This is a genomic window from Terasakiispira papahanaumokuakeensis (assembly GCF_001709345.1).
Taxonomy (GTDB): domain Bacteria; phylum Pseudomonadota; class Gammaproteobacteria; order Pseudomonadales; family Halomonadaceae; genus Terasakiispira; species Terasakiispira papahanaumokuakeensis.
The window spans coordinates 1,003,997-1,018,411 of the sequence record NZ_MDTQ01000001.1 but is presented as its reverse complement, the minus strand read 5'-3'; the positions used below and the strand labels follow the sequence as shown (position 1 = coordinate 1,018,411).

The window sequence follows — 14,415 nt, the reverse complement described above, 5'->3', positions numbered from 1 at the left end:
TCACTTTGCTCCGTCGGCCACGAGGTAGACTCTTTGAGCAGGGGGGTCTCAGATCAATTGAGCAATCCCTAGCGTTTGACATAAAGTCTTAACGATTAATTTTTAATGCTTGATATAACATCTTGGTATTCATTCAGAGCCACTCTAAGCAGGTTAATACGTGTCTAAGAAAAGCGTTTTCAGGCTATGGCTTGTCGTTGTTGTTGTACTGGTTTCATTTGTGGTTATCCGCTTTCTTGAGTTTGATTTATCAGGCACGGGTACGCATAAATACCTCTCATTCACCCATAAGGGCGATGAGCTGAAAGGCACGTTAATCCTCCCCTCGAATAAGCCCTCTCCGCCATTTGTGCTTTTGGTTCATGGTGATGGCCCTCAAGATCGTTGGTCGAATGAGGGGTATACCCCGCTGGTGAATTTTCTTGTCTCGCAGGGGATTGCTGTTTTCTCATGGGATAAACCCGGCATTGGTCAGAGTACGGGCAATTGGTTGTCGCAAACGATGGCAGATCGTGCCGAAGAAGCGGCGTTAGCGATGCAGAGATTAAGGCAGCTACCTGAGCTGAAAAAAAGCCGTGGCGGTTATCTGGGGTTTTCTCAGGCGGGTTGGGTTGTGCCTGAGGCCAGCCAGCGCGCCAAAACGGATTTCGTGGTGTTGATTGGGGCGGCGATTAATTGGAAAGCACAAGGCCTTTATTATATGAAGGCGCGGCTAGAACACGAAGGGCTTGCTGCTGCGGATATCGCTACTGCCATTCAGCAGGAATCGGAGGCCTTTGATGCACAATATACGCAAGCGGCCACGATGCAGCCGTGCTCATCTCAATGCACTCGACAAGATTTTGAGCGCTTGAATGCACGATCAGATGCCAAACAAAGCATTACGAGCATGCAAAGCCCTGTTTTGCTTTTAATGGGGGGCAATGATCGGAATGTCGACCCTGACACGACGGTTTCGGTTTGGCGTCAATTACTGCCTCAGCGTGTTCCTCGGTGTATCAAAAAGGTGCCAGAGGCGACTCATGGGCTTTTGCGTAGCGCGTTATTTGATTACCAGCTGCCGTCACAGTGGCCCTTATGGAAAGAAGGGTTATTTGTATTCTTGGGCCCCTACGCCTATTCACCCGAGGCACTGAATACGATCGCCATGTGGATCAAGCAGCGCCAGTGTAGCGGATTAGCGGATTAGCGGATTAGCGGATTAGCGGATTAGCGATTTATTTTGCCGATCAAGCGAACGGGTTGATCGGCAACCCTTCAGGCCCTAGATGGGATTTGACGTCGATGCGATCAACGTCCAGTGCCATACCTCATAACCGCTACGCGGTCGTTCGCGGCCTTGTCTCGCTGGCTATCAATATCATGACAGCACTGATCAAAATCATGGCACTACTGATAATAACGACCATCAAGTGTTTCTAATGCTTTTGGGTCTTCCACTTTGATGGCTTTACCATAAGTGAACGGTGCAGCCCAAGAGAATAATGACGGCGATCGTCCACCCCGAACGTCAATGACGGCATTCGCTCCAATCTTCCGCGCTTCTTTAACCAGCAAAGGGTACAAAGATTCCACGCTATCGTAACCCGCTCGTGCATTGGCTTTAACGTCCCCAGCAAATTCATAGTCAATGCTTGCTGGCACCGCATCAGTGGTCAAAAATACCGGGCCTTGTGTCCATTCGCTCTTGGCTAAAGCGGGGGAGGATGAAGAGGAGACAGAGGCGCAGCCACTTAAGCCTGCGATCGCCATCAAGACAATACCGAACAGTTTTTTAGTCAATTGACCCTCCTATTTTTACTGAGAATGTCCATGGGATACGGAGCGAGCTAGCATACCACTGGCGATCCTCCTCCACGATGTATTTACTGTTTTGATTCACCTAACGATGACTAAGGCCAAGTATTGATGGGCCAACGACCAATAAAACCGAGGAGAGTTTTGATGTCGTTTCACAGTATTTTGATGAGGTGATGTGACCCACAGCAGGGAGATTCCATCAAGGGCGTAGATTGGCACGATCAGGGCTGGCACCCGGCTCAACTCATAAACAAGCGCTCATAAACAAGAGCTCATCAGTAGATTTTGACTCAACAACAGCGAAGCCAAGGCTTGAGTATAAGGCACGCGCTCTAGCATTATCGCGATAGACGCGCAAAGTCACCCTTAGGGCCCCCGTAGATTCGACCACTTGGTGAATGAGCTTTTCGCACAGCAGGCGCCCCACCCCTTGACCTCGAACTTCAGGGGCAATCATAATTCGGCCGATATGCACAGCCCCTTCAACCTCTGTCCAGCATTGGCCAAAACCAACGCACGGTTGATTCCCCTCCGCTAGGCAGTAGCTCGCCCCACCCTCAACCTGAAGGATTTCAGGTAAGGTAGCGGGCACCAATGGAAACGGAACGGCGGGGCCTGCCCAACGAATACACGCCTGTTGATCGACAACCCAGGAGGCTATCGCCTCATAATCAAAGGGCTGGGGGCTTCGCAAAGACAATGAGGCCTTCGATAGAACTAACGCTTGCCGCATATCCCCCCCTGACGGTCGTGGAGCTTATCAATAAGCAGAAGGAGTTCATTGCCAGTCTCACTTCCGTAAGCTCATGATTAAAATATGATCTTGAAATCAGCCGTGGTTTTTAACAAGCCAAAAGGCGTTAAATGCATAACTCCATTCTGATCACCCCGTCATCCTCGCTCACTTTGCCGAAGCCAAATCGGCGATACAGGTTAACCGCAGGATTTTCAGCAAACACATTGAGCCGAAGACGCCTTAGATGTTGGCGCTTGAGGTGTTCAACAGCGTAATTCAAACATGATAAGCCGAGGCCCAACCGTTGATACTGAGGCTCAATTTGGAGATCGCGTAAATAAAGGGCCTGTTCATCAAACGTAAAGCGGATAATGCCCACCCATTGGCCCTGATAGATCACTGAGAAATTTTCAAATTGAGACCAATGCGCTTCATATTGCGCTGAATCCCACTCTAAGCCCCGTGCTTGATAATACGGCTGCATATTGGTGCGCGTTAACGCCGATGCCCATTCGATCTCGGTTGACGCTTGAATGATGATGTCCATACAACGTCTTAGCTGCTCATTATGTGTCAAGATCAACTCCGAGGCCTTGCCTTCAGCAGGATATACAAAAGCGCTTTCTGAACCCGCTATGATGCAGATTGCTTACAATACTAACACCGCCACATACTTTCGTGTTTGATCATGTGCCACCAAGCGCTTATTGAGAAGTATCGGCATCAAGGTGATAGAAGGTCATCCGGGGCATGGGCATCATGGCCAGGCGGCTCGATCCTGCATACAGTTATTCCAAAAAGACATAATTCATCAACCTATTGTTTTTAATCATGTTTACATCACAGATGAAGCTTATTCAGCAGGCGTTTTATGGAAATACATCTATATAGCCTGCTATCCAGATAAAGATAGCGTTACCATAGGCGACATCTGCGCAGCAACACACTTTAGTTAACCCTGTGGTTAACACTTCGTTAGCCCAGAGATTAACCCAGTCCGGCCCCCTCAGCGCAATGCTTATGAGGTGTTGATGAATGCCGTTCGACTCCTGCGCCCCGGTTTCTTTAAGCTGATAATGAGATCATCAAAATGCACGCCTGGTATCTAATCTGCTTCCTATCGGCGCTAGCGGTTTTTATAGCGTTTACCAACCAATATATCCTTAAATTGCAAACCACCATCGCCATTACTACGGGGGCCGTGGTCATTTCGCTGCTCCTGATTTTTGTCGTGGGATTTGCAGACAACGATTTGGCCAATGAAATCTCCAATACGGTCGCCAGTTTGAATTTCAATCAGTTGCTGTTACAGGGCATGCTCGGATTTTTGCTGTTTGCCGGGGCGCTGGAGATTGATTTGCAGGCGCTGAAAAAGCAACGTTGGGAAATTACGATTCTGGTGCTTTTCTCAACCCTGACGTCGACTTTTATGGTCGGTGGGCTCACCTATTATGGATTGGCATTAGTCGGTTGGTCGGTGCCTTTTATTTATTGTCTATTGTTTGGCGCCCTGATCAGCCCGACTGACCCCATTGCGGTGTTGGCGATCATTAAACAGATGAATGCGCCAGAAGGCATTTCCGTTCAAGTGGAAGGAGAATCCTTGTTTAACGACGGGGTCGGGCTGGTCGTTTTCAGTACCATTTTCTCAGTTGCGTTTATGGGCACAGCCCCCACTTTCAGCGGTGTCGCCAGTCTGTTTTTAACCGATGCAGTCGGCGGCGTGCTGTTTGGCTTTTTGCTGGCTCAGGTGGCCCATTGGTTGATGCGTAAATCCCGCGGCCCAGGGATTCGCTTATTAATCACGATGCTCATTCCGACATCAGGGTTTGCGCTGGCCAATATTTTGGAGGTCTCCGGTGCGTTGGCGATGGTGGTCAGTGGTATTTTTATTGGCAATATCACCATGCGCCATGTCACCAGCTCTCAACGCGAAGAAACCGAACGCAATCTACAGGCCTTTTGGCATGCCACTGATGCCTTTTTAAATGGCCTGTTGTTTCTATTGATTGGCTTATTGTTGGTCACTTTCCCGATCAGTATAACTCAGGTGTTGCTGGGCTTTATGGCGGTGCCTCTGGTGTTACTGGCGCGTTGGGTCAGCGTCTCGATTCCTTATATCGGTTTCCGCCGTTTTCGCGAATATGATGTGAACTCAGTGCGTATTTTGACTTGGGGTGGGCTACGCGGCGGTCTGGCACTGGCAATGGCGGCATCCATTCCCAGTAATCTTGAGTTTGTGAATGGGGTCGATATTCACCGCCTGATTCTGATCATGACCTATATTGTGGTGATCTTCTCGATTATCGTTCAAGGGGGCACCATCTCGCCGTTGCTGCGTAAGAGTGTCGACGCCGCCGAAAAACGTGCAAAAGCGGCGTCTTCATCGGGTCAGCAGCCCCAGTAAACAGCAGCCCCCATCAACAAGGGCTGTTCATGTCGTCGGATCAGCTCAATGATCCGGCGGCATCACGACCCACTCGGGGTCATCAAAAGCGCCCAAGGGGCGGATTTCACAAAAAGGCGCGGCTTTCTGGATGATCCGTTTCACTTCATCTTGGGGTTGCGCTTCCATCGCATCACGTAATGCACGGCTTTCCCATTGGGCAATCGCCAGTAACACGGAAGGGTCATCCATGTGGCGGTGCAACGCTGTGCCTAATGCGCCCGGTGCTTGTTGAATCCGTTGGCTAGCCTCGACCCAAACCGCCGCATAGTCTTCTGCGCTGTAGCCCGGTTTGATATGCACTTCGAAAATATATTTCATCTCAGCCTCATGGTTTCGATGTGGCGGTCATATCAGTTGCAGGTTCCGCTTTAACCGTCCGTTCTGCTTTAACCGTTCGTTCTGCTTTAACCGTTCGTTCTGTTTCAACCGCATGAGCGCTTGCTCTTTCGTTAGCGTTGGCGATGCTTTGTAACAACCAATCCGTTTCATAATCCGTCATTCGCTTGATCGCGCTTTGGGCCTCATCATCAGCTGAAACCTGATTGGCGATTAAGACAAAGGGGCTCAAACCCTGTGAGGTGATCACATATCCGGCCAAGTTGGATACGCCTGCCATCGATCCAGTCTTGGCTTGAATATGCCCTTTCAGTACCGGGCTCTGCACACTACGTCGATATTTTAAAGTGCCATCGCGCCCGGCAATAGGCAGTGCATCAATCAGGGGAGAAAAGGCCGGGTTATCGCGCCATAGCGTTAAAATTTGATACAAGGTCGAGGCATACAGCAGGTTTTCCCGTGAGAGCCCAGAACCATCTTGGATGACTTGATTGCGGCGGGCAATTTGATACTCCGCCAAGATCTGCCACACCACTTCAGCGCTATTTTGATAAGTGCCGGTACCATATCGTTGCGCCCCCAACTGTTTAAACAGGCTATCGGCAATCAGGTTATCTGATCGTTTAAGCATTCGGTGTATGAGCTTGGTTAAGGGCGCTGACTGATGGGTCAAGGCTTGGGGATAAAGCGCCTGATCAATGGCGGCGAAAGTCGGCTGTCCTGACCACTCAATCCCTTGGTTTTCGGTCATACGCTGGATAATCGCAGTGAGATAAGCCCGTACATTCACGACCGAAAACGCAAGCGGTAATACTCGGCGCCGACGATCAATACAACCGCTTAAGGTAAAGTGATTATCCGATGTCACCTGATGGAGCGCTTCACAAGGCGGTTCACCTGGTGCTTGGGTGATCACGTGATTGGTGAACGCCACACCGGCATAATCGGCCATATGCAAGCGTGCAGGCTGGCCCACTTGGGTCGGTTTTAAATTACCGCGAATGCAATTATGGCTCACAATAATGGCGGTGGTCGGTGCGGCAAAACAGATGCCATGGTCATTCCAGACTTGCCCTGTCCCCCAAGGGTGGCCCGCATACAGTGAGTCATCGATGGTGAGCTCGGTGATATGGGTGACACCTGCGCTTTTCAATTGATGGAACAAGGCGATCAAATCATCGATGCGTAAGGTCGGATCACCAGAGAAAGACAGCTGAACGCGCCCTGTTTGCGGATCAATACGTTGATAGCGCAACTGAGTGGCAAACCGAAAATCGGGCCCGAGCGTTTGCCAAGCGGCTGTCGCCGTCACTAACTTCATCAAGCTGGCAGGCTTGGCCAAAAATTCAGTATGACGCTGTTGCCAAGAGGCCTGTGTAATCACGAGAGCTCCAGGCGGAGGTTCAGCCGCCAAGCTGGACATCGACACACTTGCGAACAGCAATGCCGATAAAAACCCGCACGCTCGTTGACCATGCGTTAATAGCCTATTCAGCCGCTTCGCCAGGATCACAGTAAACGCCTGGGCTTTATCATACATAGCTCCCCCTCACTTAACCGTCGCTTACGCCCAATATCGGGGCATATCCCCGTTTCTAGTCAGGCCATGGCATCAAGACAGTGCGCCGCGCATCACGACAGCACACCCTAACCCGCGCCCTCGCGATTCTGCGTGATTGAAAATAGAGACTGGCTTAGATTTTGCTCTATCTGATGACATGAGTGTGATTCACTTTTTTAACGGATGCGACATGAACGGCGATAGACCATTGAATCACGCGATAGCGCCGTTGCAGTAAACACCGTCATGATCAGAGGCTTCAGCACACATGGAAAACACCTTGTTTGATATTGTCTGGCTGGTGATTTGCGCGATTTTGGTGTTCAACATGCAAATTGGCTTTCTCTGTCTTGAGTCTGGCCTCATTCGCAGTAAAAACGCCATTAATGTCGCGGTCAAAAATGTGACTGACTTTGCTTTGGCGGTACTGCTCTATTGGTTATACGGTTTTGGCTTGATGTTCGGTCAAAGTCTCGAGGGCTGGGTCGGCGCCAGTGACTTTCTACCCAAAGTGGGCAGCGGCGATGCTTGGCTTGCCGCCTTTTTTCTCTTTCAGGCGATGTTCTGCGCCACCGCTGTTACGATCATTTCTGGCGCTACGGCAGAACGATTGCGATTTGCGGTGTATATCATCATCAGCGCCCTGGTCGCTGGGTTAATTTATCCCGTATTTGGTCATTGGGCGTGGGGCGGTAGCACCCCCAATGGCGCAGGCTGGTTAGGCCTAAAGGGGTTTGTTGATTTTGCCGGTTCGACCGTTGTGCATAGTGTGGGCGGCTGGGTCGCGCTAGCCGTTTTGCTGATTATTGGGCCACGTCAGGGCCGTTTCTCATCGGCTAACACTGCCCCTCATGCCATGCCCGGTTCTAACTTACCTTTAGCCATGCTCGGCGCCTTGCTCTTGTTTTTTGGTTGGTTCGGGTTTAATGGCGGTAGCACTTTATCGGCGAGTATGGCCATACCCGGCATTATGGTAAATACCTTGTTAGGAGGTATGGCCGGTACTGCCTCTGTACTGGTCATCAGCTGGAAGCTGAAGGGTTACACTGATGCCACTCAAATCATGAACGGTTTGTTAGCCGGGCTTGTGGCGATCACCGCATCAGCGCATGTGGTCGAGGCGAGCAGCGCCATTCTCATTGGTATGGTCGGCGGTGGCGTGATGATGCTAGCGGATGCATGGCTCTTGCGCTGGCAGGTTGATGATGCGGTCGCAGCCGTTCCGGTTCATCTGGCTGCCGGGATTTGGGGCACATTGGCTGTGGCCTTACTGGGCGATCCAGAGCGTTTGGGTACGGGGCTTGATCGCTGGGCACAGTTCGGGGTGCAATGTGAAGGCATCGTTATCTGCGCTTTATGGAGCTTTGGTGTCGCCTATTTATTATTGTGGGTGCTCAATCGGTTCATGCCGCTGCGCATCAATCCGGAGGCCGAACGCCTGGGCCTGAATATTGCAGAACATGGCGCGCGCACCGAACTGTTTGAGCTGCTTGAGGCCATGGAAGGTGATGCCCGCAATGGTGGTTTTCATGGCGAAGTGCCCGTTGAGCCGTTTACCGAAGTCGGCCAAATTGCCAGCCAATATAATAAAGTGATTCGCGCCTTGGGCGATGCCGTCGATACGACTCAGGCCATTGTCCGTGACATTCGCGATGGCATCATCACCTTCACTCAAGACGGTCGCCTGACCAGTCTGAACCCAGGCTCAGTGCGGCTATTTGCACTGGCCCCAGAATTTTCATTGGCCCAAGCCGCAAAACCACTCACGTTACAGGATTTACTTAAACACCAAGAAGGATTCCCCGAGCAACTCCTGCCCCCACCCGGGGGTGAAGCCCAAGCCGAAGTGCTTTGCCAACGTCAGGATGGCAGTACCTTTCTCGCCGAGCTTACGGTGAGCCGCGAAAAATCAGCCCAACAAGCCCACTATACCGGCATTCTTCGTGATATCACCGAGCGGCGCCGTATCGAAGAACAGTTGTCGCAGGAAAAGCGGCTTGCTCAAGTCACACTGGCCTCCATTGGTGATGGGGTCATCACGACCGATCGCAGCGGTCAAGTCACTTATTTAAACCCGATGGCCGAACAACTCACGGGGTGGTCCAGAGAAGAGGCCGAAGGTCAGAAGATTAATGAGGTTTATCAGCTGATCGATGACGAACTAAACGTCAATCTGCCCAATCCGGTATTTCAACTATTCAATCGACCGGATCGCCCCGTCAAGCATACAGGAGAGCAGCACCGCGCCCTGATTCCGCGCTCAGGAGAACCCATTCCGATACAAGATGCCGCCGCCCCCATTCGCCATACGGATGGCCATTTGATAGGCGCGGTGCTCACCTTCAGTGATGTCTCCGTCTCTCGTCGATTGGCGCGTAAATTGGCTCATCAAGCCGCTCATGATGCCCTGACAGGGCTGATTAATCGTGAAGAGTTTGAGCGCCGCCTGAACAGTCTATTGTCTCAGTATCACCCGGCGGCCCCGCTTCATGGTGAGTCCAAGAGCCGTCACAATATACTCTGCTACCTCGATCTGGATCAGTTCAAGATCGTGAATGACACCTGCGGTCATATCGCCGGTGATGAACTGTTACGTCAATTGGCGAACCTGTTTCGCAGCCGACTCCGCGCCACTGATGAGTTAGCTCGATTAGGCGGTGATGAATTTGGTGTGCTGCTTTATCAGTGTGAGATGCAGGAAGCCCGTCAAATCGCCGAGAATATTCGCGCCATGGTGGAAAACTTCCGCTTTTCTTGGCAAAACAAAAGCTTTGCCATTGGGGTCAGTATTGGCCTTGTCCCGATTGATGGGCTCGGACATGAGTTAAGCCCTTTATTAGGAGCGGCCGATGCCGCCTGTTATGCCGCCAAAGAAGCCGGTCGTAATCGTATTCATCTGTATGAACCGGATGATCAACTGCTGCTGGAACGGCAAGGAGAAATGCACTGGGTCAACCGCATTCGTCGGGCTTTGGATGAAGATCGATTGCGACTTTATGTGCAACCGATTGTCGGTTTACAAGACAATACGGCGCCCATCTATGAAGTTTTGATTCGGATGCTTGATGAGCAAAATCGCGTGATTCCCCCTGGCGCCTTTATGCCCGCAGCGGAGCGTTATAACGTGGCCGCTGCGATTGATCGCTGGGTCATTGCCAACACTTTGGCCTGGTTAGGTGATCATGTGCGCCAGCAAGGGCACTTTGAGGGCTATTACGCCATTAATCTCACTGCAGACTCGCTCAACGATGAGGACTTTCTCGACTTTGTCCTCAATGGGTTGGAACGCTATCAAGTGCCGCCAGCGGCCGTTTGTTTCGAGATTACAGAAACCAATGCCATCGCGAACCTCAGTAATGCCATTGTGTTGATGGAACGCCTCAAAGCGATTGGCTGTATTTTCGCATTGGATGACTTTGGCTCGGGCGTCTCGTCTTTTGGGTATCTTAAAAACCTACCCGTCGATTACATCAAGATTGATGGCAGCTTCGTCAAGGATATTCATCAGGACACCACTGCCCACGTCATGGTGGCATCCATCAACAACATCGGTCATGAAATGGGATTAAAAACGGTGGCCGAGTTTGTCGAAAATGAGGCCATTCTAGAGGCGTTGCAAAGCATTGGTGTGGATTATGCACAGGGGTTCCATCTCGGCAAACCGCAGCCCTTAACAGAGCTGGCCGCCGTACGTATGATGCCGCGTTAATCCGCAGGAGATTGGCGATAAAACTGGCATAACAGCCGGTAAACATCAGGCAGGTGCTGTTGCAATTGCAAGGGCGCTTCAAAGAAGGTCTCGCTACACACGGCAAAGAACTCAGCAGGATGAGTCAGCGCATAAGGGTCCAGTGGCAAGTGATGATGCCGGGATTGATCCTGATGAAGCGCTTGCCAAGCCTCGGAAAACACCTGATGCCATTCGCCTGCGCGCATATCCGGGTGCATTGGTGGTGCACCATTGGCCCCGTCTCTGAGCATATCGAGCTTATGGGCAAACTCATGAATCACGACATTGCTGGCTTGGCCGTAACGCCCATGGGCACCAGCAGACTGAATGGCAGACCAAGACAAAATCACCGGCCCCTGTTGCCAAGCCTCACCGCTAAGCCCTGGGGCAGAAGCATGCACCACACCATCTTCACTGCGATAAGGCCGATTGGGGATAAAGTCATCCTCATACAAGATAACGGTATAAAAATGATCATACCAAGCCAAACCGAGATGCAAAATCGGCACACACGCCATGGTGGCGAGCTTTAAGCGCTGAGTATCATCAAATGGATAACCGCCGCCAGAAGCGATGGTTTTATGGGCAAGAAAACGTAACGTTAATGTCCAAAGTTGCTCTCGTGCTTCGCCTTGGTAACGCTGAGCAACCGGCCAATCGGCAATGGCGGCTTCCCACTGCTCACGGTTCAGCCCGAGTTGGCGTATCCGGCGCTGTTCCCATCGATGTTTTAACTGTTGCCAAATGCCCATCAGCAGCCTTCATGACGTTCGTGCGGTGATCCTGGCGGTACCGATTCAGCGTCACGGTATCCCACAAGGCCTTCTTAAGCAGGCAGCGTTAATGCCTTCTCATAAACATGCGAGGTTTTCTTCAACGAGAATCCCATCGACGGGTAAAACACGTGGGATTCCACACGCGTAATGTTGGAGCGTACCAAGACTTGACTGAGCTGTCGCTGCTGCGCCCAGTGTTCAGCCGTTTTGATCAAGTGCTGGCCCACCCCCAGGCGACGAAACCGTGCGCCCACAACAAGCCCGGTGATCTCACAGATCTGCCCTGCCCCCAGTGCAATCCGTTGTTCAGCCACCAGCCAGCCACAGACTTCACCATCGCTAATGGCTACCCAGATTGCATGCAGCGAAGACGCGTTTAAGGCTTCAACCCATGCCTGCACCTGCGCCTCATCGGCTTCATATCCCCATTCATGAATCAATGCGCGAATGGCATGCCAATGCGTCGGCATTGGCGCTGTGATTGTCATGGCCATGCGATGTACTCCTTGTTCATTCAGGCCGCTATCACCGACACGATTCGATTCAAGGCATTGGTCTCAACGCGCGCCAGTGCCCAATTGACGCTGCTTCATATAGGCTGCCAGTGCTCGCTCGTCATGTCGATCGCTTTGCTGTAATGCCTGATATACACCTTGTTGATCAGCATCAGGACGCTGCTGGCCGAGCTTTTCTTTACCCTGAATTTGGTCCAGGAGAATCCGAAATCCCACAACCCCTTGCTGTAGCTTCTGCTTAAAAGCGCTGGGCATGAGGGCCTGAGCGACGGCATCATCGCTTAATAAAGCAGGCTCATATTGCGTCACGAGTGTGTCCATCGAACGGGTCGTCTCTGCTTCACTTAAAAGCTCAACCTGCCCATAACAATGCACTGCGGCGTAGTTCCAGGTTGGCACGGCAGGCGCAGAGGCATACCACGTCGGTGAAATATAACTATGAGGCCCACTAAAAATGGCAAGAACACGCTGTCCGTCCAGCGTATGGGCTTGAGGATTCGCTCGCGACAGATGACCATAAAGCATCCCCATAGGGCTCTGCTCACGATCCAGAAAAAGCGGTAGATGGGTAGCGTCTAGATCAGGAGTGACCAGAAGAGCAAACCCGAAGTGATGGATAAAAGCGGCGATATCATCTTTTTCAGTCATCGCCAATGCGCTTGGAGTATACATAAGAGCGTCCGGCCCCAGTCAGGCAAAACGCCATCATAGCGTCTTTTACTTGATGCCCAAAAGAAGCACAACGACCCAAAGAGAACACGCCGGGCAGGGCCTACCGGACTTTCATTCGATGTTGTCCGGCAGGTGAGGCAATAAGCAATGCGCGTTTATGAGGCTGATCGTTGAGCACAGGCGCCTTTATCAATGCCTTCATTCAGGCACACCCGCCAGTGATGACCCGGTTCAATCTCATGCAACTGCTGAGCCAGTGCATCCGCCAGGTTTTCAACGGTGGTTTGTACCGGTAAAGCATGGCAGACATGTGTGGGCAAGGTCAGTTCAAACAAGCCTTGAGCGGCGGTATAGGCCAGTGAAGTCAGCGGCTCGGAAGGGGCTTCACCCATGAGTGATGGTGAGACATCATCGGCTTGATCATAGAGGTAAGCATGATTCCAGCGGGCGGCAAGACGGGCAGCAACTTCAGGGGCTTCTTGACCATCTCGCCAGATGTGTAAACGCGAGCGGTGACCATGGGCAATGCGTTGACAGTTCCCTTGGTGCAGGCGCAAGCCATGGCTATAGTGCAGCTCGGCACCTTCGATCGGTTCTGCGCGCAAGGCCAGTGTTAATTGACCGGGTACCGGCAGTTTGGGGTTCAGTTCGGCCATTAAATACTGGGCAATCACCTCAGGCGTCACGCGATCGACAGGCAACAGCGTAAACGCCTCAGCAGGCCCGGTGACGGTCATGGCATAAGGGGTTTGTGTGGTGATGCACAACCGCTCATCAGGCAGTGTTTGAACCGTTACGCCTTCAGCGTGTTCAGGTACCAGCAAGGTATGATCCGGCCCGGCATCAATCGCCCGTTTGGTCCAAGGCTTGACCTCGCCAAAGTCGAGAATCATGCCGTCGTCTCCTTGCGGCCCCTGTAACTCCAAATCAACCCACCAGCTGGCTCCGGTCAGGCCATGCTCAGGGCACCATAGTGACGCATCCAAATGGGTAAAGGCATTAACAAAGAGATTCATCAGTCAATATTCAACAATTTGTGTGTCTGCAAGCCCAAGGTCCATCGAGGATGCGCCAGACAATAATTCAGTGCCGCCTGGGTATAATTCTCCGTTAATCCCTGAGGCTCGCCATCAAGCGGCTGTAAGATGAAGTGCTCAAAATCCAGCGTGATGAAATCTGCGGGATTCACCCCAGGCTGAGGATAGACCAGTTTAAGCTCATGACCATGACGCTGCACAATGGGGCTATGCCCTTTGGGGCTGACACAGATCCAATCCACTTGTGGCGGACAAGGTAAAGTCCCGTTGGTTTCCACCGCCACTTCGAAACGGCGCGTCTGCATAGCCTCGATCAACGGAACATCCAGCTGAAGTAATGGCTCGCCGCCAGTGAAAACGACGTAAGGCTTCGCCGCAATCCCTTCTGCAGAATCCGGCCACAGCGCCAGCAAGTGGTCGGCCAGATCTTGCGCCTCACCAAAGCGGCCGCCATGCTGGCCATCAGTACCAATAAAATCCGTATCACATAAGGTACAAGGCGATGTAGCGCGATCCTGCTCCCGGCCGCTCCAGAGATTACAGCCGGTAAAACGACAAAATATAGCCGGGCGACCTGCGCGCTGGCCTTCGCCTTGCAGAGAATAAAATGCTTCTTTGATGTGGTACACAGACGACCTGAAGATTAACAATGCGGGCGCGCATTATCGCAGACTCTGAGACAAGACAAAATACCTGATTGATTCCATCAGGTTTAATCAGGGATAGGAACAAGGATACAGACAACCCACAGAGGACACACGAGGCCTTAAGGCAGGCCTCGTGGTCACACGGAGTCAGATTTT

At 51.8% G+C, this 14,415-nt stretch carries 13 protein-coding genes; 3 read left to right on the top strand and 10 right to left on the bottom strand.

The features are described from left to right. Window positions 1-160 precede the first annotated feature (160 nt). Window positions 161-1,189, top strand: a complete 1,029-nt coding sequence (locus BFW38_RS04475; RefSeq protein WP_068997314.1) for an alpha/beta hydrolase family protein — start codon at window positions 161-163, stop codon at window positions 1,187-1,189. A 200-nt stretch (window positions 1,190-1,389) separates the two neighbouring features. On the opposite strand, the gene BFW38_RS04470 is transcribed toward BFW38_RS04475, so the two are convergent. The 3 genes from BFW38_RS04470 to BFW38_RS04460 form a co-directional block, all read right to left on the bottom strand. Beyond that, window positions 1,390-1,782: a hypothetical protein gene (locus BFW38_RS04470; protein ID WP_218186353.1), complete on the bottom strand. Its 393-nt coding sequence runs from the start codon at window positions 1,780-1,782 to the stop codon at window positions 1,390-1,392. Window positions 1,783-2,044: 262 nt separating this feature from the next. Next, entirely contained in the window at window positions 2,045-2,533 is a 489-nt protein-coding gene (locus BFW38_RS04465; protein ID WP_068997313.1) for a GNAT family N-acetyltransferase, read from the bottom strand. Window positions 2,534-2,660: 127 nt separating this feature from the next. Then, a complete protein-coding gene (locus tag BFW38_RS04460) occupies window positions 2,661-3,083 on the bottom strand; it encodes a GNAT family N-acetyltransferase (protein ID WP_068997312.1) in 423 nt (140 codons plus the stop codon). Between the two features lie 543 nt (window positions 3,084-3,626). Between BFW38_RS04460 and BFW38_RS04455 the strand changes: the two genes are divergently transcribed. After that, complete coding sequence (locus BFW38_RS04455; protein ID WP_068997311.1) at window positions 3,627-4,943, top strand: cation:proton antiporter; 1,317 nt, start codon at window positions 3,627-3,629, stop codon at window positions 4,941-4,943. 45 nt (window positions 4,944-4,988) lie between these two features. Here the strand turns inward: BFW38_RS04455 and BFW38_RS04450 are convergent, their stop codons facing one another. Next, window positions 4,989-5,303 carry an antibiotic biosynthesis monooxygenase family protein gene (locus BFW38_RS04450; protein ID WP_068997310.1) on the bottom strand — a complete coding sequence of 105 codons (315 nt, stop codon included), beginning with the start codon at window positions 5,301-5,303 and terminating at the stop codon, window positions 4,989-4,991. A 7-nt stretch (window positions 5,304-5,310) separates the two neighbouring features. Further along, entirely contained in the window at window positions 5,311-6,861 is a 1,551-nt protein-coding gene (gene dacB / locus BFW38_RS04445; RefSeq protein WP_068997309.1) for a D-alanyl-D-alanine carboxypeptidase/D-alanyl-D-alanine endopeptidase, read from the bottom strand. Window positions 6,862-7,150: 289 nt separating this feature from the next. Between dacB and amt the strand changes: the two genes are divergently transcribed. Continuing rightward, the gene (gene amt, locus BFW38_RS04440) at window positions 7,151-10,591 is read left to right on the top strand and encodes an ammonium transporter (protein WP_068997308.1); all 3,441 of its coding nucleotides are present in this window, start codon (window positions 7,151-7,153) and stop codon (window positions 10,589-10,591) included. On the opposite strand, the gene BFW38_RS04435 is transcribed toward amt, so the two are convergent. The 5 genes from BFW38_RS04435 to queE all read right to left on the bottom strand — a co-directional run bounded on the left by BFW38_RS04435 (window position 10,588) and on the right by queE (window position 14,241). Next, entirely contained in the window at window positions 10,588-11,364 is a 777-nt protein-coding gene (locus BFW38_RS04435; RefSeq protein WP_068997307.1) for a M90 family metallopeptidase, read from the bottom strand. The two genes, amt and BFW38_RS04435, sit on opposite strands and share 4 nt — an antisense overlap. A 74-nt stretch (window positions 11,365-11,438) precedes the next feature. Continuing rightward, window positions 11,439-11,882, bottom strand: coding sequence for a GNAT family N-acetyltransferase (locus tag BFW38_RS04430; RefSeq protein WP_068997306.1), 444 nt, complete (start codon window positions 11,880-11,882; stop codon window positions 11,439-11,441). A 63-nt stretch (window positions 11,883-11,945) separates the two neighbouring features. Further along, window positions 11,946-12,575: an FMN-binding negative transcriptional regulator gene (locus BFW38_RS04425; protein ID WP_068997305.1), complete on the bottom strand. Its 630-nt coding sequence runs from the start codon at window positions 12,573-12,575 to the stop codon at window positions 11,946-11,948. A gap of 155 nt (window positions 12,576-12,730) precedes the next feature. Beyond that, the gene (locus tag BFW38_RS04420) at window positions 12,731-13,591 is read right to left on the bottom strand and encodes a 6-carboxytetrahydropterin synthase (RefSeq protein ID WP_068997304.1); all 861 of its coding nucleotides are present in this window, start codon (window positions 13,589-13,591) and stop codon (window positions 12,731-12,733) included. Then, entirely contained in the window at window positions 13,591-14,241 is a 651-nt protein-coding gene (gene queE, locus BFW38_RS04415; RefSeq protein ID WP_068997303.1) for a 7-carboxy-7-deazaguanine synthase, read from the bottom strand. Before queE ends, BFW38_RS04420 begins: the two co-directional genes overlap by 1 nt. Window positions 14,242-14,415 lie beyond the last annotated feature (174 nt).

What these genes read in the sequence shown, in the direction of transcription:
- BFW38_RS04465 (WP_068997313.1), bottom strand. Translation starts at nt 2,533, where the DNA reads ATGCGGCAAGCGTTAGTTCTATCGAAGGCCTCATTGTCTTTGCGAAGC.
- BFW38_RS04460 (WP_068997312.1), bottom strand. Translation starts at nt 3,083, where the DNA reads ATGGACATCATCATTCAAGCGTCAACCGAGATCGAATGGGCATCGGCG.
- BFW38_RS04455 (WP_068997311.1), top strand. Translation starts at nt 3,627, where the DNA reads ATGCACGCCTGGTATCTAATCTGCTTCCTATCGGCGCTAGCGGTTTTT.
- BFW38_RS04450 (WP_068997310.1), bottom strand. Translation starts at nt 5,303, where the DNA reads ATGAAATATATTTTCGAAGTGCATATCAAACCGGGCTACAGCGCAGAA.
- dacB (WP_068997309.1), bottom strand. Translation starts at nt 6,861, where the DNA reads ATGTATGATAAAGCCCAGGCGTTTACTGTGATCCTGGCGAAGCGGCTG.
- amt (WP_068997308.1), top strand. Translation starts at nt 7,151, where the DNA reads ATGGAAAACACCTTGTTTGATATTGTCTGGCTGGTGATTTGCGCGATT.
- BFW38_RS04435 (WP_068997307.1), bottom strand. Translation starts at nt 11,364, where the DNA reads ATGGGCATTTGGCAACAGTTAAAACATCGATGGGAACAGCGCCGGATA.
- BFW38_RS04430 (WP_068997306.1), bottom strand. Translation starts at nt 11,882, where the DNA reads ATGGCCATGACAATCACAGCGCCAATGCCGACGCATTGGCATGCCATT.
- BFW38_RS04425 (WP_068997305.1), bottom strand. Translation starts at nt 12,575, where the DNA reads ATGTATACTCCAAGCGCATTGGCGATGACTGAAAAAGATGATATCGCC.
- BFW38_RS04420 (WP_068997304.1), bottom strand. Translation starts at nt 13,591, where the DNA reads ATGAATCTCTTTGTTAATGCCTTTACCCATTTGGATGCGTCACTATGG.